Source organism: Streptomyces sp. NBC_01788, assembly GCF_035917575.1.
Lineage (GTDB): Bacteria > Actinomycetota > Actinomycetes > Streptomycetales > Streptomycetaceae > Streptomyces.
Genome location: NZ_CP109090.1, coordinates 6392042 through 6409965 on the forward strand (window position 1 = coordinate 6392042; position 17924 = coordinate 6409965).

The following is a 17924-nucleotide window of genomic DNA, read 5'->3' on the forward strand; positions in this document are numbered from 1 at the left end:
CACGCCGGGGCCCGCCTCCCGAAAGGGACGGCGGGCCCCGGCGGTTCCCCCGCGCTCATTCCGTCGACGAGGGCGGTGAAGACGGTGAAGGCGGTGGCTCCTCCTTGTTCTGGGCGTCGAACGTGAGCCTGTCGTCCTTCGCGTCCACCACCACGCGCCCGCCCTCGCGGACCCGGCCGGCCAGCAGCAGCCGGGAGAGCTGGTTCTCCACCTCGCGCTGGATGGTGCGGCGCAGCGGACGGGCGCCGTACTCGGGCTGGTGGCCGCGCCGGGCCAGCCAGTCCACGGCCGCGTCGGTGAACTCCACCGTGACGTCCTGCGCGTGCAGCAGCCGGCGCGTCTTCTCCAGCAGCAGGTCGGTGATCTGCCGCAACTGCTCGGCGGTGAGCTGGCGGAAGACGACGATCTCGTCGATCCGGTTGAGGAACTCGGGCCGGAAGTGCTCCCGCAGCGGCCTGAGGATCTGCTCGCGCCGCGCCTCCTCGTCCGCCTCCGCGCCGCCCGCGCCGAACCCGATGCCGGCGCCGCGCCGCGTGATCGCCTCCGAACCGAGGTTGCTGGTCATCACGATGACGGTGTGCGTGAAGTCCACCGTACGGCCCTGGGAGTCGGTGAGCCGCCCGTCGTCGAGCACCTGGAGCAGGACGTTGAAGACATCCGGATGCGCCTTCTCCACCTCGTCGAGCAGCAGCAGCGAGTACGGATGCCGGCGCACCACCTCGGTGAGCTGGCCGGCCTCCTCGTGACCGACGTACCCGGGCGGGGCGCCCACAAGGCGGCTGACGGTGTGCCGCTCCTGGTACTCGCTCATGTCCAGGCGGACCATGCGGTCCTCGCTGGAGAACAGGACCTCGGCCAGCGCGCGGGCCAGCTCGGTCTTGCCGACGCCGGTCGGGCCGAGGAACAGGAAGCTGCCGATCGGCCGGTCCGGGCTTGCCAGCCCGGCGCGCGAACGCAGCACCGCCTCCGAGACCGCGCTCACGGCCTCCTCCTGGCCGACGACCCGCCGGTGCAGGTGCAGCTCCAGACCGAGCAGACGCTCCTTCTCCTCCTGGGTGAGGCTGCTGACGGGGATGCCGGTCTGCCGCGACACCACCTCGGCGATGGCCTCCGCGGTGACCTCAAGGTGCTGGCCCTCGTCGGCCTCGCCGTCACCGGTGGCCTCACCGATCCGCTGCTTCAGCTCGGTGATCCGGTCGCGCAACTCCGTCGCCCGCTCGTACTGTTCGTCCGCGACCGCCTGGTCCTTGTCCAGGGTGAGCTGCTCGACCTCGCGTTCCATGGCCCGTACGTCGGTGCCCTTGGTGCGCGCACGCAGCTTCACGCGGGCACCGGCCTGGTCGATCAGGTCGATCGCCTTGTCCGGCAGACGGCGCTCCGTCAGATGGCGGTCGGACAGGTCCACGGCGGCCGTCAGCGCCTCGTCGGTGTAGCGCACCTGGTGGTGGGCCTCGTAGCGGTCGCGCAGCCCACGCAGGATCTCCAGCGCGTCCGCGGTGGACGGCTCGGGCACCAGGATCGGCTGGAACCGGCGGGCCAGCGCCGCGTCCTTCTCGATCCGCCGGAACTCCTCCAGCGTCGTCGCGCCGACGATGTGCAGCTCGCCGCGGGAGAGGGCGGGCTTGAGGATGTTGCCCGCGTCCATCGCGCCGCCCTCGCCGCCCGCACCGGCGCCGACGACGGTGTGCAGCTCGTCGATGAAGACGATCAGCCGCTCGGAGTTGGTGCGGATCTCGGTCACGATGTTGTTCAGGCGTTCCTCGAAGTCGCCCCGGTACCGGGTGCCCGCGACGACGCCCGTCAGATCCAGGGCCACCACCCGGCGGCCGATCAGGATGTCGGGTACGTCCCCGTCGGTGATCCGCTGCGCCAGACCCTCCACGATGGCGGTCTTGCCGACGCCCGCGTCGCCGATGAGCACCGGGTTGTTCTTGCCCCGCCGGGAGAGCACCTCGATGGTCTGCTCGATCTCCTGCTCCCGCCCGATCACCGGGTCGATGCGCCCCTGCCGGGCCAGCTCGGTCAGATCGCGCCCGTACTTGTCCAGGGTCGGCGTCGAGGTGGCCCGCTGTCGCTCCGTCCCGGGCGGCGCGGCGGCCTCCGGGGTCTCGGGCGGCCGGCCGGAGGAGGCGAACCGGGCCGCGTTCAGGATGTGCCCGGCCGCCGAGTCGGGGTTCGCGGCGAGCGCGCTGAGCACGTGCTCCGGGCCGATGTAACCGGCGCCGCTGGCCCGCGCCATGTCGTGCGCGTCGAGGAAGGCCCGTTTGACGGCCGGGGTGAGCGAGAGGGACGTCGGCGGCGGGGCCTCGCCCGGCGGGTGCTGTGCGGGGCCGGCCCGCTCGTCGATCTGGGTCGCGAGCGAGTCGGGGTCCGCACCGGACCGGCTGAGCAGACTGCGGGTGGGCTCGTTGGAGAGCGCGGCCCGCAGCAGGTGCTCGGTGTCCAGGTCCCGGCTGCCGTGCTCCGCGGCGTACATCGCCGCGCCCCGCACCAGTTCCCGGGCGGGCTGGCTCAGCAGCCGGCCGATGTCTACGTGCCGGGGGCCGGGGTGCGGTCCGCCGAAGAAGCGGGCGAAGAGTTCACCGAAGGGGTCGCGGTCGCCCTCCGGGCCGTTGAAGCCGCTGGTCATCGCTGTCCGTTCCCTCGCTGACAGTGGCTCCCGCCGGGTAACCGGGTGGGGGGCGTTTCATGCCACGATGGCATGGTCCGGTTCCTGGGGCACGTTCAGAGCGCCTGCGAGCCCGGGACCGGCGGGTTGCTTCGCGGGCCTTCACCGCCTCCGCTCACCGTTCCGTGAGGATGCGGGGGCCCGAGTTCGTGATCGCCACCGTGTGTTCCGCGTGGGCCGCGCGGGTGCCGTCGTTCGTGCGCAGGGTCCAGCCGTCCGGGGCCTCGTGGTAGCCGTCCGTTCCGCCGGCGATCAGCATGGGCTCGATGGCGAGGACCATGCCGTGGCGCAGGGGCAGGCCCCGGCCCGGACGGCCCTCGTTCGGGACGCCGGGGTCCTCGTGCATCTGGCGGCCGATGCCGTGGCCGCCGAACCCGTCCGGGATGCCGTAGCCCGCCCCGCGGCACACCGAGCCGATGGCGTGGGCGATGTCGCCGATGCGGTTGCCGACCAGGGCCGCCTCGATACCCGCGGCGAGCGCCCGCTCGGCGGTCTCGATCAGCCGCAGGTCCGCGGGGCGCGGCCGGCCGACGACGAGGCTGATCGCCGAGTCGCCGACCCAGCCGCCGAGCCTCGCGCCGAAGTCCAGGGAGAGGAGGTCGCCGTCGCGCAGCCGGTATTTCGTGGGGATACCGTGCACGATCGCGTCGTTCACCGAGGCGCAGAGCACCGCCGGGAACGGGGTCGGGGCGAAGGACGGCCGGTAGCCGAGGAACGGCGAGGTCGCGCCCGCCTCCCGCAGGACGTCGCGGGCCACCTCGTCCAGCTCCAGCAGGGACACTCCCACGCCGGCGGCCTTGCCCGCGGCGGTCAGGGCCCGCGCCGCGACCTGGCCGGCCTCGTACATCGCGTCGATCGACGTGTCGGTCTTCAGTTCCACCATGCCAATTACTATACCGGTATTTGAATCACGGTAGGATGCCCGTATGGTGCGCACACCCCTGACCCCCGAGGAGCGCGAGCGCGGCGAGCGGCTCGGCCGTCTGCTGCGCGCTGCGCGCGGCGACCGCAGCATGGCGCAGGTCGCGGCGAGCGCGGGCATCTCGGCCGAGACGCTGCGCAAGATCGAGACGGGCCGCGCCCCGACCCCGGCCTTCTTCACCGTCGCCGCGCTGGCCCGTGTGCTGGGGCTCTCCATGGAGGCCCTGGCCGAACAGAGCACGCCGGCCACAGCGTGAGGCGTGCACACCGTCCGCGCCGACCGGGAGCGTGGGGCGTCCCGCGGCGTGAGTCGTCCGCACCGCCCGCGCCAAGCGGGAACGTGCAGGGGTCCGCACCGCCCGCGGTGGCTGTCGGCGTGGGTGTGGACCACCGCGGGCGGTACGGGTCTCAGGGGGCGGACGGCGTGTCGGTCCTGGAGGGGCCGCCCGGGGGCGGAACCGACGGGCGGGCCGGTGCCGTGCCGGGGGTGCCGGTCGTGCGCCGGACGGTCCTGGGACGGCTGGCCGCCCACCCCATCAGGCCCGCGTTGTCCAGCGCGCCCACCCACAGGTCGGCGAGGGCGGCGGCCTCGGGGCCCGGTCGCGGTCCCACCCCGACCACCTTCAGGCCGGCGCCCACCGCGGCCCTCAGCCCGTTGACCGAGTCCTCGACGGCCAGGGCGTTGCCCTCGTTCACGCCCAGGCGGCGCACGGCCTCCGTGTAGGTGCCGTGGTGCGGCTTGGGGCGTACCTCCTCGTCGGGCACGACGATGTGCCGGAAGTGGTGCCGTAAGCCCACCGCCTCCAGGGAGAACTCCACCACGTCCGCGGGGCAGTTGCTGGCCACGGCCAGCGGTGCGACCCGGCTCAGGATCGTCACCAGCCCCTTGGCCCCGCGCGCGGCCACGGGCTCGCGCGCGACGAGGGTGCGGAAGGTCGTCAGCAGCCGCTCGGTCATCTCCCCGGCGGCCTCCGGTCTCCCGGCGACACCTGCCATGAGGGCGCCGCACTCGGTGTAGTGCAGTCCCTTCGCGCGCTCCGTGAAGTCCGGGCCGGGTTCGCAGCCGAAGTCCCGCAGGACGCTGATCCGGGCCTGCTGCCAGTGTTGTTCGGAGTCCACCAGTGTGCCGTCGCAGTCGAAGACGACGGCTTCGGGGGTCCAGTCGAGGTCGAACATGTGATGTGTGGCCATGTGCTCTTGCCGTTCTGGCGCGGGACGGACCTGCCGGAGAGCGGCACGGTCCGCCGGTCGTGGACGTCGGCGCCTGCTGTGGGTCACGCGTTTCAGAACAGCGTGAAGTCGCAGGCGGACATGGATGGTTGAGGAGTGAGGTGGGCACACGCACCGCACTGCGTGGTTTCCGGGAATTCATCCGGAACCGGAAACATAATGAACATTACGCTCCGCTTGGCCGGTCGCGGATATTCATCGCCGCAATACGCACGTGTGGGTGACACCTCACGGGTATCGGAATACGCCTTCGGCCGTGGTGGTGCCGCCCTGCCGGAAAAGGAATGCGCCGGTGCGGCCCTGGGGGGAACAGTGAATGACGGCGGGCGGAGCGTGTTCGGTGAACCGCAGCGCCGACATCCGGCAGGCGACAGGACGCACCAGCCGCCCTCCGCTGCGCAGGGCGATCGCCTGCCGCGCCGCCTCCAGCAGGGCCGTCCCGGGCACATGGTCCGTTCCGTGGTCGAACAGGAACGGGTGACGCGGATCGGCGGGGCACACCAGCAGCTCCTCGCCGGCCAGGGCGACGACGGCGTCCGCCTCCGACGCCAGCCCCAGCAGGGCGGGTTCGGGCCGTGACCCGAGCCCGGACGGCACGGCCGCGCCGGCGCCGGTCCGGAGCCGGGCGTAGCGCTCGGCGTCGAGGAACCGGGCTCCGCCCGCCGCACGGGCGAACGGCCGCCGTCCGGCCAGGAAGTCGACCCGCATGCGCAGCCCGGTCAGCGCGCCGCCGTCGCGGTCGGTGCGCAGGCCGTCCACCTGCGCCAGGCAGGTGACCTCGCTGGCCCCGTGGGGTGCCGTGGGTTCCGCGTCCACGTCCAGGGCGTAGGAGAGGTCGTCGATCAGGAAGCGGGCGGTGGGGGGCACGCCGAGGTGGCGCAGCGGGATGTAGATGCCGAGCTGGCGCAGGGTTTCGACGATCATCCAGGGGCTGTGCCGGTCGTCGCGTCCGCGGGGGAACGTGGGGTGCGAGCGCGGCCACGCGGCGGCGGCGGAGTAGGAGAGCGCGCCGTGAGGGAGGACGTCGGTCAGCAACACCTCGGCCACGGAGGTCCGGTGGACCAGTTCGCGCTCGACCGTCCGGGACCGGGCGAGGGAGCGGAGGGGGGAAAGGCCGGTGGGGCCGACGGATCCGGTCGACGGTGTGCGGGAATACCGTGTGCGCGATCCGGAGTCCATGGAAAAATGCTAATAAGACTATTAAGAGTTTCGCATGTTGGGTTCTCCCGGCCGTACGGCAAAGGCCGATAGATTCCTCCCCGCGACGCACCAACGGACGAGGGAGACGCGTGCAGGAACGGGCGGAGGAAACCCGCAGAGCCGTATTGCAGGCAGCAGCTCACCTGTTCTTCGAACGGGGTTACGCGGGAACCAGTATCGCCGACATCAGCGCACGGTCCGGCCGTACCAGCGGAGCCATCTACTTCCACTACGCCGGCAAGGAACAGCTCGCCCTCGCCGTCGTCGAGGCGCATTTCGCCGCCTGGCCGGCCCTGGTCGCCCGGCACGAGTCGGTGGCCGGGCCCGCCCTGGAGAGGCTGGTGCGGCTGAGCTTCTCGGTGGCGCGGGCGTTCCGTGACGACGTCGTCGTACGCGCCGGAGCGCGGCTGTGGGCGGAGCGGCGGTCCATCGACGTGGAGATGCCCCCGCCGTTCGTGGACTGGATCGCCGCCGTCGAACGCATGCTCGTCGCCGCCCGCGACGAGGGCGGTCTCGCCCCCGGGGCGGAACCCGGACGGGACGCTCCCACCCTGGTCGCCGCCTTCTTCGGCCTCCACACGCTCTCCGACGTCCTCGACGGCCGTCTGCTGATCGAGGACCGCCTGACCGCCCTGTGGCTGCTGCTGCTTCCCGGGCTCCAGGCCGCCCCCGCGCCCCGCGAGCTGCTGGCCAGGGTGAGCGCCCCGGTCCCGGCCTCGCAGTGACGCCCCTCGCACCGGCTCCCACGCGCTCACCCACCGGAGTGCGAAACACGATCGACTTCGCGGGTTGACGACAATGGTCTTGGCAAGCCAGGAGAAGAGGCTTACGTTCGTGCCTCTAGGCCTGTTCTACGGGCGTAGAGGCTCTGACGTACGTCGAAGGAGCAGCTCATGGCCAACGTCGTCCGTGCGGCCCTGGTCCAGGCCACCTGGACCGGCGACACCGAGTCCATGGTCGCCAAACACGAGGAGCACGCCCGCGAGGCGGCCCGTCAGGGGGCCCGTATCATCGGGTTCCAGGAAGTCTTCAACGCGCCGTACTTCTGCCAGGTCCAGGAGCCGGAGCACTACCGCTGGGCCGAGCCGGTGCCCGACGGGCCCACGGTCCGGCGCATGCGGGAACTCGCCCGCGAGACCGGCATGGTGATCGTCGTCCCGGTGTTCGAGGTCGAGCAGTCCGGTTTCTACTACAACACCGCCGCCGTGATCGACGCCGACGGCAGCTACCTCGGCAAGTACCGCAAGCACCACATCCCGCAGGTCAAGGGCTTCTGGGAGAAGTACTACTTCAAACCCGGCAACCTCGGCTGGCCCGTCTTCGACACCGCCGTCGGCCGGGTCGGCGTCTACATCTGCTACGACCGCCACTTCCCGGAGGGCTGGCGGCAGCTCGGCCTGAACGGCGCCCAGCTCGTCTACAATCCCTCCGCCACCCACCGCGGCCTGTCCGCCTATCTGTGGCAGCTGGAACAGCCGGCCGCCGCCGTCGCCAACGAGTACTTCGTCGCCGCGATCAACCGCGTCGGCCGGGAGGAGTACGGCGACAACGACTTCTACGGAACGAGCTACTTCGTCGACCCCCGCGGACGGTTCGTCGGAGACGTCGCCGACGGCTCCAAGGAGGAACTCCTCGTCCGCGACCTCGACTTCGACCTCATCGAAGAGGTGCGGCAGCAGTGGGCCTTCTACCGCGACCGCCGCCCCGACGCCTACGAAGGGCTGGTGCAGCCGTGAGCGACCTGTACGACCGTCACCGGGCCGTCGCGCCCGACTGGCTGGCGCTCTACTACGAGGACCCGATCGAGATCACCCACGGCGAGGGCCGTTACGTCTGGGACGCCGACGGCCGGCGCTACCTCGACTTCTTCGGCGGAATCCTCACGACCATGACCGCCCACGCGCTGCCCGAGGTCACCAAGGCGGTGACCGAGCAGGCCGGCCGGATCATCCACTCCTCCACGCTCTACCTCAACCGCCCGATGGTCGAACTCGCCGAGCGCGTGGCCCAGTTGAGCGGCATCTCGGACGCCCGGGTGTTCTTCACCACCTCCGGCACCGAGGCCAACGACACCGCCCTGCTGCTCGCCACCACCCACCGGCGCAGCAACACCATCCTGGCCATGCGCAACAGCTACCACGGCCGCTCCTTCAGCGCCGTGGGCATCACCGGCAACCGAGGCTGGTCCCCGACCTCCCTGTCCCCGCTCCAGACGCTCTACGTCCACGGCGGCGTACGCACCCGCGGCCCCTTCGCCCACCTGAGCGACGCCGAGTTCACCGCCGCCTGCGTCGAGGACCTCAGGGACCTCCTCGGCCACACCCGCCCGCCCGCCGCGCTGATCGCCGAACCCGTCCAGGGCGTCGGCGGCTTCACCTCCCCGCCCGACGGCCTGTACGCCGCCTTCCGCGACGTGCTCCAGGAGCACGGCATCCTGTGGATCTCCGACGAGGTGCAGACCGGCTGGGGTCGCACCGGCGACCACTTCTGGGGCTGGCAGGCACACGCGCGCAGTGGACCGCCCGACATCGTCACCTTCGCCAAGGGCATCGGAAACGGCGCCTCCATCGGCGGGGTCGTCGCCCGCGCCGAGATCATGAACTGCCTGGACGCCAACAGCATCTCCACCTTCGGCGGCACCCAGCTCACCATGGCCGCTGGCCTCGCCAACCTCAACTACCTCCTGGAACACGACCTCCAGGGCAACGCCCGGCGCGTCGGCGGACTCCTCATCGAGCGGCTGCGGGCCGTCGCCGCCCAACTGCCCGGCGTACGGGAGGTCCGTGGACGCGGCCTGATGATCGGCGTCGAGCTGACCCGGCCGGGCACCGACGAGGCCGACCCGCAGGCGGCCACCGCCGTGCTGGAGGCGGCCCGGCAGGGCGGCCTGCTCATCGGCAAGGGCGGCGGACACAGCACCAGCGCCCTGCGCATCGCCCCGCCGCTGTCCCTGACCGTCGCGGAGGCCGAGGAGGGCGCCGCGATCCTGGAGGGCGCACTGCGCGCCGCGTACTAGCGCCACGGCACTGGCACCAAGCGCCGCGTACCAGTGCCACGGCACCGGCGCCCCGGAGGCGAACCGAACCGCACGCAGAGGGGAACGTCGCCATGACCACCGCCTCGGACACACCCCCGACCACCTGGAACCCGCAGGAACCCGCCCTGTCGGTGCGCCAGGTCCTCACCATGGAGCGGGTGCTCGCGGGGGAGCCCGAGGTGGTGGCCGGCGCCGGCCACCTCGACCGGCCCGTGCGCTGGGTGCACGTCGCCGAGGCCGCCGACGTCGGCGTGATGCTCAGCGGCGGCGAGATGGTCCTCACCACCGGCGTGCTGCTCGCCGGCGACGAGGAGAAACAGGCCGAGTACATCCGCTCCCTGCACCGCGCGGAGGCCGCGGCCGTCGTACTGGGCCTGGGCCGGGCCTTCCCCACCCCGCCGGACGTGATGCGCCGGGCCGCCGAGCGGTGCCAGCTCCCCCTGGTCGTCCTGCACCGCCCCTTCCCCTTCGCCGAACTGACCGAGGAGGTCCAGTCCCGGCTGGTACGGCGCAAGTTCGCCTCCGTCAGCCTGTCGGAGGCCGTACGCACCGCCCTCACCGCGCTGATCACGACGGGCGCCCCCCTCCAGGCACTGCTCGACGAGATCGCCCAGCACAGCGCCTGCCCCGTCGTCGTCACCAACCTCGCCCACCGCGTCCTGGCCACGGCGGGGGAGCGGTCGGCGGTCGACGACGTACTGCGGGACTGGGAGCGCATCTCCCGGCAGGCCGGCGCCGGACAGGGCGACGGCTGGATCCGCGCCGAACTCGGCGGGCGCGGCGAGCGGTGGGGACGGATCGTGCTGTGCGGCCACCGCGGCGACAGTGCCACCGGACGGCTGCTGGCCGACCGCGCCGCCGAGGCCCTCGTCCTGCACCGCATGCTCGGCGGCAACGCCGGCTGCTCCTGGGAGGAGCAGTCCGCGCAGGGCCTGCTCACCGACCTCGTCGGCGGAGCCGTACCGGCCCGGCAACTGCTGCCCCGGGCGCGCGCCGCCGGACTGCCGGTCAACCGGCGCACCTTCGTCCCGCTGGTCGTACCGGACGGCGAGGTGGCCGCGCTCGACCGGCTGCTGCGCCTGCTCGGCCTTCCCGGGCTGGTCGCCGAGCTCGCCGAGGGCGTCACCGCCGTGCTGCTCAGCCTCGCCCGCGACCAGGACGCCGACGCCCTCACCGGGCACTTCGCGGCCCGGCTGCGCGAAGCGTCCGGCGCGGACCGCGCGGTTGTCGCCGCAGCGGACGCCCGCACCGTCTGGGACGACGTGCCCGCCGGGCTGCGCGAGGCCCGGCACGTCGCCCAGGCCGTCGCCGACTCCGCCGACGCCCTGGACCTCCCGGCCGTCGTACGCCTGAAGGACGTGCACCTGCGGGGACTGGTCCGACTGCTGCGCGACGACCCGCACGTGCAGTCCTTCGCCGAGCGCGAGCTGGACGGACTGCTGCGCCGGGCCGACGACGACCTGCTGCCCGTGCTGCGCACCTACCTCGCCACCGGCCGCAACAAGTCCCGCACCGCCCAGCTCCACCACGTCTCCCGGCCCGCGCTCTACCGCCGCCTGGAGTCCATACAGGCGTGCCTCGGGGTGGACCTCGACGACTTCGAACAGGCCGCCTCGGTGCACATCGCGCTCCTCGCGCACGACGCGCAACAGGAGTGAACCGGAAGGACGGCCGGGAGAACGGCGGTGAGACATGGGACGGACCCGGAGTGACACGGTGGCACGCCCCGCCCCCGCAGACGTGACACGGTGCACCTCAAAGCCGAGCCGCAGGCTTTCTACGCTCCCGGCACATCCAGCGAGTGGAGGTCCCGATGAGCAAGGTGATCCGCGCCGCCATCTTCCAGACCGGGTGGACCGGCGACAAGGAATCCATGATCCAGGTCCACGAGCAGGCGGCCCGCGACGCGGCCGCGCAGGGCGCCCAGGTGCTCTGCTTCCAGGAACTGTTCTACGGACCGTACTTCTGCCAGGTCCAGGACCCCGCCTTCTACGAGTACGCCGAGCAGATCCCCGAGGGCCCGATCGTCCGGCGCTTCCAGGCGCTCGCGAAGGAACTCGGCCTCGTCCTGGTCCTGCCGATGTACGAGGAGGAGCAGCCCGGCGTCCTCTACAACACCGCCGCCGTGATCGACGCGGACGGCTCCTACCTCGGCAAGTACCGCAAGACCCACATTCCGCAGGTCAAGGGCTTCTGGGAGAAGTTCTACTTCCGGCCCGGCAACAGCGGCTGGCCGATCTTCGACACCAAGGCGGGCCGGATCGGCGTCTACATCTGCTACGACCGGCACTTCCCGGAGGGCTGGCGGGCCCTCGGACTGGCCGGCGCCGAGATCGTCTTCAACCCGTCGGCCACCTCGCGCGGACTGTCCGGCTACCTGTGGCAGCTGGAGCAGCCGGCGGCTGCCGTCGCCAACGAGTACTTCGTCGGCGCGATCAACCGGGTCGGCGTCGAGGAGTACGGCGACAACGACTTCTACGGCACCTCCTACTTCGTGGACCCGGAGGCGCAGTTCGTCGGCGAACCGGCGAGCGACAAGGACACCGAACTCGTCGTGCGGGACCTGGACCTGGCCAAGCTGCGCGAGGTCCGCGACCGCTGGCAGTTCTACCGAGACCGCGCCCCGGGCACGTACGAGCCGCTGACCGTGCCCTGACCGCCGGGCCCGCGACCCACCATGCACGTCCGACCGGAAGGAGAGGGAGCTTGACGTCCTCCTCCGCCTAGAGGCGGGGGATTCCAGCGGTCGCCCGCTGGGTTTCCTGCTTCACCGACGACCGCCCCGTCCGGGAGGACTCCCGTTGAGGTCTTACACCGTCTCCACAGGCAGACGCCGCCAGCCCGGCGGCCAGGGTGTTGCGTGCCGCGTTCACATCGCGGTCATGCACGGTGCCGCAGACGCACGTCCACTCGCGGACGTTCAGCGGCAGCTTCTCGCGGACCGTGCCGCAGGCCCCGCACAGCTTCGAGCTGGGGAACCAGCGGTCGATCACGACGAGTTCGCGCCCGTACCAGGCGCACTTGTACTCCAGCATCGACCGCAACTCGGTCCAGGACGCGTCGGAGATGGCGCGTGCCAGCTTGCCGTTCTTCAGCAGGTTGCGGACGGTGAGGTCTTCGATCACGACCGTTTGGTTCTCACGGACGAGTCGAGTCGACAGCTTGTGGAGGAAGTCCCGTCGCCGGTCGGCGATCCGGGCGTGGATACGGGCGACCTTCCGGCGTGCCTTCTCCCGGTTCGCCGACCCCTTCCCCTTCCGGGACAGCTCCCGCTGCGCCTTGGCGAGCCTCGCCCGGTCGCGGCGTTCGTGGCGCGGGTTGGTCACCTTCTCGCCGGTCGACAGGGTCACCAGCGAGGTGATGCCCGCGTCGATGCCGACAGCGTTCGCGGTGGCCAGTGCCGGGGTGATGGTGTCCTCGCACAGCAGGGACACGAACCAGCGGCCGGCCGCGTCGCGGGATATGGTCACCGTGCTCGGTTCCGTGCCCTCGGGAAGCGGACGGGACCAGCGGATGTCCAGCGGTGCCGACATCTTCGCCAGCGTCAGCCTGCCCTCACGCCACGTGAAGGCCGAGCGTGTGTACTCGGCCGACGCCCGGGAATTCTTCCGGCTCTTGAAGCGGGGGTACTTGGCGCGCTTGGCGAAGAAGTTCGCGAAAGCGGTCTGCAGATGCCTGAGCGCCTGTTGGAGAGGGACGGAGGAAACGGCTGCGAGGAACGCCAGTTCCTCCGTCTTCTTCCATTCCGTCAGTCGCGCGGAGGACTGGACGTAGGAGATTCGGCGCTGCTCGCCGTATCACGCCTCAGTGCGCTCCTGAAGTGCCTTGTTGTACACGAGTCGGACGCAGCCGAACGTGCGGGACAGCTCTGCCGCCTGCTCATCCGTGGGATGGAAGCGGTACTTGAATGCCCGCTTGAGCTGTTGCGTCACGACTCACATTCTATCAGGTCTCCTGTGAGCAAGGGTCGTTGCTTGGACGGTGGAGCGATCTCCGCCGCTGTGCGGCTCTGCTCGGGGAATGCGATTTCTACGGGGTTCTCACGCAAGGAGTTTCCGATGAGTCGTACCGTCATCCGCGGCGGCCTCGTCATCACCGCCGCCGACGAGATCCACGCCGACGTCCTGATCGAGGACGGCCGCATCGCCGCCCTCGCCGCATCCGGCACCCCGGCCGCCGAGGCGTTCACCGCCGAGCGGGCGATCGACGCCACCGGCAAGTACGTGATCCCGGGCGGGGTCGACGGCCACACCCACATGGAGATGCCGTTCGGCGGCACCTACGCCGCGGACACCTTCGAGACCGGCACCCGGGCCGCCGCCTGGGGCGGCACGACCACGATCGTGGACTTCGCCATCCAGACCGTCGGCGGATCCCTGCGCGAGGGCCTGGACGCCTGGCACGCCAAGGCCGAGGGCAACTGCGCGATCGACTACGGCTTCCACATGATCGTCTCCGATGTGAACCAGGAGACGCTCAAGGAGATGGACCTGCTGGTGGAGGAGGGCGTGACCTCCTTCAAACAGTTCATGGCCTATCCCGGGGTCTTCTACAGCGACGACGGGCAGATCCTGCGCGCCATGCAGCGCGCCGCCGACAACGGCGGACTGATCATGATGCACGCAGAGAACGGCATCGCCATTGACGTCCTGGTCGAACAGGCACTGGCCCGCGGGGAGACCGACCCGCGCTACCACGGAGAGGTCCGCAAGGCCCTGCTGGAGGCCGAGGCCACCCACCGCGCCATCCGGCTCGCCCAGGTCGCGGGCGCGCCGCTGTACGTCGTGCACGTCTCGGCGCAGGAGGCGGTCGCCGAACTGGCCAGGGCACGCGACGACGGGCTCAGCGTGTTCGGCGAGACCTGCCCGCAGTACCTGTTCCTGTCCACCGACAACCTCGCCGAGCCCGACTTCGAGGGCGCCAAGTACGTGTGCTCGACGCCCCTTCGCCCCAAGGAGCACCAGGCGGCCCTGTGGAAGGGCCTGCGCACCAACGACCTCCAGGTGGTCTCCACAGACCACTGCCCCTTCTGCTTCACCGGCCAGAAGGAACTCGGCCGCGGCGACTTCTCCAAGATCCCCAACGGCATGCCGGGCGTGGAGAACCGGATGGACCTGCTCCACCAGGCCGTCGTCGACGGGCACATCTCGCGCCGCCGCTGGATCGAGATCGCCTGCGCCACCCCGGCCCGCATGTTCGGCATGTACCCGAAGAAGGGGACAATCGCGCCGGGCGCCGACGCGGACGTGGTCGTCTACGACCCGCACGCCGAGCAGGTCATGTCCGCCGAGACCCACCACATGAACGTCGACTACTCGGCGTACGAAGGCAGGCGGATCACCGGCCGGGTGGAGACCGTGCTCTCCCGCGGCGAACTTGTCATCACCGAGCGGGAGTACACCGGGCGCGCCGGGCACGGCGTCTACACCCCGCGCTCCACCTGCCAGTACCTCGACTAGGAGTGCCGCCCATGGACTTCGGACTCGTCCTCCAGACCGACCCGCCGGCCTCGCGTGTGGTCGACCTGATGCAGCGCGCCGAGCGCAACGGCTTCCGCTACGGCTGGACCTTCGACTCCGCCGTGCTCTGGCAGGAGCCGTTCGTGATCTACAGCCAGATCCTCGCGAACACCGAGAAGCTGACCGTCGGTCCCATGGTCACCAACCCCGGCACCCGCACCTGGGAGGTCACCGCCTCCACCTTCGCCACCCTCAACGACATGTTCGGCAACCGCACGGTCTGCGGCATCGGCCGCGGCGACTCCGCGATGCGGGTGGCCGGCCGCAAGCCCAACACCCTGGCCCGGATCAGCGAGGCGATGAAGGTCATCCGGGCACTCGGCAGGGGAGAGGAGGCCGACCTCGGCGGCACGGTGATCAAGTTCCCGTGGGTCAGGCCCGGTGCCCGACTGCCCGTCTGGATGGCCGCGTACGGGCCCAAGGCACTGAAGATGACCGGAGAGGAGGCCGACGGCTTCATCCTCCAGCTCGCCGACCTGTATCTGACCGAGTACATGGTGAAGGCCGTGAAGGACGCGGCGGCCGCCGCCGGGCGCGACCCGTCCGCGGTGAGGATCTGCGTCGCCGCCCCCGCGTACGTCACCGCCGACGACTCGCCCGAGGCGCTCGCCCACGCCCGTAACCAGTGCCGGTGGTTCGGCGGCATGGTCGGCAACCACGTGGCCGACCTGGTCGCCCGCTACGGAGAGCACTCCGCCGCCGTACCCGACGAGCTCACCGAGTACATCAAGGCCCGCCAGGGCTACGACTACGCCCACCACGGGCGCAGCGGCAACCCGGACACGCAGTTCGTGCCCGACGAGATCGTCGACCGGTTCTGCGTGGTCGGACCGGTCGAGAAGCACATCGAGAAGCTGAACGCGCTGCGCGAGCTGGGCGTGGACCAGTTCGCCGTGTACGACATGCACGACGCGCAGGAAGCCGTGATCGACGCGTACGGGCAGCAGATCATCCCGGCCGTCAACTCCTGAGTCCCCGAGCGCTGTTCCCATCCCCCCTCTGTCCCCCCTCCCCGCCTCCCCGGGGAGGGGCCGGGCGCCCGCACCGCCCCGTTTTTACCCGTCTCATCGATTGGGCTGCCCATGACCGACACCGCTCCCCCGGCCATACCGCCGTCCGCGCAGGTCACCCTCCCCGACGGGCGCGTGGAGATCGCCCCCGGCACCCCGCCGCCCAGCGGTCCCTACGCCAACGCCGACCTGCTGCCCGTCCCGGTCGCCCAGCGCACCTGGACCACGTACAACTTCTCCGCGCTGTGGGTCGGCATGGCCCACAACACGGCCTCCTGGACCCTGGCCTCCGGCCTGATCGCCGTCGGCATGGACTGGAAGCAGGCGGTGTTCACCATCGCCCTGGCCAACCTGATCGTGCTGGTCCCCATGCTGCTCACCGGGCACGCGGGACCCAAGTACGGCATCCCCTTCCCGGTCTTCGCCCGCGCCTCCTTCGGCGTGCGCGGCGCCAACCTGCCCGCCGTCGTACGGGCGTTGGTGGCGTGCGGCTGGTTCGGCATCCAGACCTGGATCGGCGGCGAGGCGATCTACTTCCTCGCCGGGAAGCTGATCGGCAGCGGCTGGACGGATGCCGGAAAGGTGGGCGGCCACGCCTGGACGATGTGGCTGTCGTTCGCCATCTTCTGGGCCATCCAGGTCGCCGTCATCTACCGGGGCATGGAGACCATCCGCCGGTTCGAGAACTGGGCGGCGCCCTTCGTGCTCGTCGGCGCCTTCGTGATGCTGTGGTGGATGAGCAGCAAGGCCGGCGGACTCGGCCCGCTCTTCGACCAGCCGTCGAAACTGGGCTGGGGAGCGGACTTCTGGAAGCTGTTCGCGCCGTCCCTGATGGGCATGATCGGCTTCTGGTCCACCCTGTCGCTGAACATCCCGGACTTCACCCGGTACGGCAGGAGCCAGAGGGCGCAGACCCGGGGCCAGGCGCTCGGACTGCCCACGACCATGACCCTGTTCGCGTTCCTGTCCGTGCTGGTCACCTCCGGCTCCCAGGCCGTGTACGGCGAGGCGGTGTGGGACCCGGTGCAGTTGGCGGCGAAGACCGACAACGTGGTGGGCCTGGTGTACGCGCTGGTGACCGTGCTGGTGGCGACCCTGTCGGTCAACATCGCGGCCAACATGGTCTCCCCGGCCTTCGACTTCTCCAACATCGCGCCGCGCAAGGTCAGTTTCCGCACCGGCGCGCTGGTCACCGCGGTGCTCGCCGTGGTGATGTGCCCGTGGAAGCTGTACGCCGACCCGCAGGGCTACATCTTCACCTGGCTCGGACTGGTCGGCGGTCTGCTCGGTACGGTGGCCGGCATCCTCATCGCCGACTACTGGGTCCTCAGGCGCTCCCGACTGGACCTGGCCGACCTGTACCGCCCGGGCGGCGGACGCTACTGGTACGAGGGCGGCTGGAACTGGCGGGCGGTCGTGGCCTTCGTGACGGGCGGCGTGCTGGCCGTCGGCGGCGCGGACTTCCACCCGCTGATCGACGGCCGCCCCATCCCGGCCCTGAGGTCCCTCGCCGACTACGGCTGGGCGGTGGGCCTGGGCACCTCGCTGGTGCTGTACCTGCTGCTGATGGCGGCGCGCACCCGGCAGCGGGCCTCCGCCTGACGCGCGTCACGGCCTGACACGCGGCGCCGCCCTGGAGGACGGTCAGCCCGCACGACCCTTCTCCAGGGCGGCCATCGCCTCCTTGGCGGCCTTGATGGCGCCCTTGTTGATCTCGTCCGTGCTCGGCGCCTTCTTCGACTCGAAGTCGCTGCCGTTGTACGTGACGACCACGATCGCGTTGGCGGAGCGGGCCAGCACCACGCCCTCGCGGGTCTCCTGCTTGTCCTCGGTGGTCAGGTTCACCACCGAGTAGCCACTGTCCCCGAGGCCGGGCACGGCCCCGCCGCCGCTCTTGTCGGTGGTCCGCTGCTGGTACGACTTCAGCGCCGCCTCGTCCGTCGCCATGATCTCGAAGGACACGTCGAGCCAGCGGTAGTCGTAGCCCTTGAGCGCGTTCCACGAGCAGGTCCGGCGTACGTTGGTGTCCGTCGACGGAATCTCCTTGCCCGTCGTCTTGGCCCCCGGCACCAGGGACGTGATCGTCTTCTCGGCGATGCTGGTGCACGGCACCGGCGCGGACGCGTACGTCTTGGTCGCCGCGGTCGACGACGGCGCGGACGGCTCGGAGGACGACCGGTCGTCGGAGCCGCGCTCCTCCTGCTGCGCGGCCTTGGGGTCGGCGGCGGCCGGCGACGCGGCGAACGGGCCGGACGTCAACGCCCAGCCCGCGCAGGCGAGCACGACGACCGGACTCAGACGCGCGGTGAGCGCGAGAGGGAGGGGAAGTTCACGCACGG

General features: G+C 71.0%; 14 protein-coding genes and 1 pseudogene. 9 read left to right on the forward strand and 6 right to left on the reverse strand.

From position 1 onward, the window contains the following. Positions 1-55 precede the first annotated feature (55 nt). Together OIE49_RS28880 and map are read right to left on the reverse strand one after the other, a co-directional pair. Positions 56-2629, reverse strand: coding sequence for an ATP-dependent Clp protease ATP-binding subunit (locus tag OIE49_RS28880; RefSeq protein ID WP_326804820.1), 2574 nt, complete (start codon positions 2627-2629; stop codon positions 56-58). A gap of 154 nt (positions 2630-2783) precedes the next feature. After that, positions 2784-3551, reverse strand: coding sequence for a type I methionyl aminopeptidase (map, locus tag OIE49_RS28885; RefSeq protein WP_326804821.1), 768 nt, complete (start codon positions 3549-3551; stop codon positions 2784-2786). 43 nt (positions 3552-3594) lie between these two features. Between map and OIE49_RS28890 the strand changes: the two genes are divergently transcribed. Next, entirely contained in the window at positions 3595-3846 is a 252-nt protein-coding gene (locus tag OIE49_RS28890; protein WP_326804822.1) for a helix-turn-helix domain-containing protein, read from the forward strand. 151 nt (positions 3847-3997) lie between these two features. Here the strand turns inward: OIE49_RS28890 and OIE49_RS28895 are convergent, their stop codons facing one another. Both OIE49_RS28895 and OIE49_RS28900 read right to left on the reverse strand, forming a co-directional pair. After that, complete coding sequence (locus tag OIE49_RS28895; protein ID WP_326804823.1) at positions 3998-4780, reverse strand: HAD family hydrolase; 783 nt, start codon at positions 4778-4780, stop codon at positions 3998-4000. 267 nt (positions 4781-5047) lie between these two features. Continuing rightward, positions 5048-5998 (reverse strand): ScbA/BarX family gamma-butyrolactone biosynthesis protein, encoded by a 951-nt coding sequence (locus tag OIE49_RS28900; RefSeq protein WP_326804824.1) that lies wholly within the window; start codon positions 5996-5998, stop codon positions 5048-5050. Positions 5999-6108: 110 nt separating this feature from the next. Here OIE49_RS28900 and OIE49_RS28905 point away from each other — a divergent pair, with 110 nt between their 5' ends. The 5 genes from OIE49_RS28905 (at position 6109) to OIE49_RS28925 (ending at position 11712) form a co-directional block, all read left to right on the forward strand. Then, positions 6109-6744: a ScbR family autoregulator-binding transcription factor gene (locus tag OIE49_RS28905; protein ID WP_326804825.1), complete on the forward strand. Its 636-nt coding sequence runs from the start codon at positions 6109-6111 to the stop codon at positions 6742-6744. A 168-nt stretch (positions 6745-6912) separates the two neighbouring features. Further along, positions 6913-7755 (forward strand): nitrilase-related carbon-nitrogen hydrolase, encoded by an 843-nt coding sequence (locus OIE49_RS28910; RefSeq protein WP_100566545.1) that lies wholly within the window; start codon positions 6913-6915, stop codon positions 7753-7755. Next, on the forward strand, positions 7752-9035 hold the full coding sequence (locus tag OIE49_RS28915) for an aspartate aminotransferase family protein (protein ID WP_326804826.1): 1284 nt from the start codon (positions 7752-7754) through the stop codon (positions 9033-9035). Before OIE49_RS28910 ends, OIE49_RS28915 begins: the two co-directional genes overlap by 4 nt. A gap of 92 nt (positions 9036-9127) precedes the next feature. Then, the gene (locus OIE49_RS28920; RefSeq protein ID WP_326804827.1) at positions 9128-10714 is read left to right on the forward strand and encodes a PucR family transcriptional regulator; all 1587 of its coding nucleotides are present in this window, start codon (positions 9128-9130) and stop codon (positions 10712-10714) included. A 155-nt stretch (positions 10715-10869) separates the two neighbouring features. Then, the gene (locus OIE49_RS28925; RefSeq protein ID WP_326804828.1) at positions 10870-11712 is read left to right on the forward strand and encodes a nitrilase-related carbon-nitrogen hydrolase; all 843 of its coding nucleotides are present in this window, start codon (positions 10870-10872) and stop codon (positions 11710-11712) included. Between the two features lie 67 nt (positions 11713-11779). On the opposite strand, the pseudogene OIE49_RS28930 reads toward OIE49_RS28925, so the two are convergent. After that, a pseudogene (locus OIE49_RS28930) lies at positions 11780-12988 on the reverse strand (RNA-guided endonuclease InsQ/TnpB family protein). A 126-nt stretch (positions 12989-13114) separates the two neighbouring features. Here OIE49_RS28930 and hydA point away from each other — a divergent pair. From hydA to OIE49_RS28945, 3 genes are all read left to right on the forward strand, one after another. Next, positions 13115-14515 (forward strand): dihydropyrimidinase, encoded by a 1401-nt coding sequence (gene hydA / locus OIE49_RS28935; RefSeq protein WP_326804829.1) that lies wholly within the window; start codon positions 13115-13117, stop codon positions 14513-14515. A gap of 11 nt (positions 14516-14526) precedes the next feature. Further along, entirely contained in the window at positions 14527-15546 is a 1020-nt protein-coding gene (locus OIE49_RS28940) for a TIGR03842 family LLM class F420-dependent oxidoreductase (protein WP_326804830.1), read from the forward strand. A gap of 111 nt (positions 15547-15657) precedes the next feature. Beyond that, positions 15658-17187 carry an NCS1 family nucleobase:cation symporter-1 gene (locus tag OIE49_RS28945; RefSeq protein ID WP_326804831.1) on the forward strand — a complete coding sequence of 510 codons (1530 nt, stop codon included), beginning with the start codon at positions 15658-15660 and terminating at the stop codon, positions 17185-17187. A 42-nt stretch (positions 17188-17229) separates the two neighbouring features. On the opposite strand, the gene OIE49_RS28950 is transcribed toward OIE49_RS28945, so the two are convergent. Continuing rightward, complete coding sequence (locus OIE49_RS28950; protein ID WP_326804832.1) at positions 17230-17922, reverse strand: hypothetical protein; 693 nt, start codon at positions 17920-17922, stop codon at positions 17230-17232. Positions 17923-17924 lie beyond the last annotated feature (2 nt).

Excerpts from the sequence above, each read along its gene's own strand:
- OIE49_RS28880 (WP_326804820.1), bottom strand. The coding sequence starts at position 2,629 with ATGACCAGCGGCTTCAACGGCCCGGAGGGCGACCGCGACCCCTTCGGT.
- map (WP_326804821.1), bottom strand. The coding sequence starts at position 3,551 with ATGGTGGAACTGAAGACCGACACGTCGATCGACGCGATGTACGAGGCC.
- OIE49_RS28890 (WP_326804822.1), top strand. The coding sequence starts at position 3,595 with ATGGTGCGCACACCCCTGACCCCCGAGGAGCGCGAGCGCGGCGAGCGG.
- OIE49_RS28895 (WP_326804823.1), bottom strand. The coding sequence starts at position 4,780 with ATGGCCACACATCACATGTTCGACCTCGACTGGACCCCCGAAGCCGTC.
- OIE49_RS28900 (WP_326804824.1), bottom strand. The coding sequence starts at position 5,998 with ATGGACTCCGGATCGCGCACACGGTATTCCCGCACACCGTCGACCGGA.
- OIE49_RS28910 (WP_100566545.1), top strand. The coding sequence starts at position 6,913 with ATGGCCAACGTCGTCCGTGCGGCCCTGGTCCAGGCCACCTGGACCGGC.
- OIE49_RS28920 (WP_326804827.1), top strand. The coding sequence starts at position 9,128 with ATGACCACCGCCTCGGACACACCCCCGACCACCTGGAACCCGCAGGAA.
- OIE49_RS28925 (WP_326804828.1), top strand. The coding sequence starts at position 10,870 with ATGAGCAAGGTGATCCGCGCCGCCATCTTCCAGACCGGGTGGACCGGC.
- hydA (WP_326804829.1), top strand. The coding sequence starts at position 13,115 with ATGAGTCGTACCGTCATCCGCGGCGGCCTCGTCATCACCGCCGCCGAC.
- OIE49_RS28940 (WP_326804830.1), top strand. The coding sequence starts at position 14,527 with ATGGACTTCGGACTCGTCCTCCAGACCGACCCGCCGGCCTCGCGTGTG.
- OIE49_RS28945 (WP_326804831.1), top strand. The coding sequence starts at position 15,658 with ATGACCGACACCGCTCCCCCGGCCATACCGCCGTCCGCGCAGGTCACC.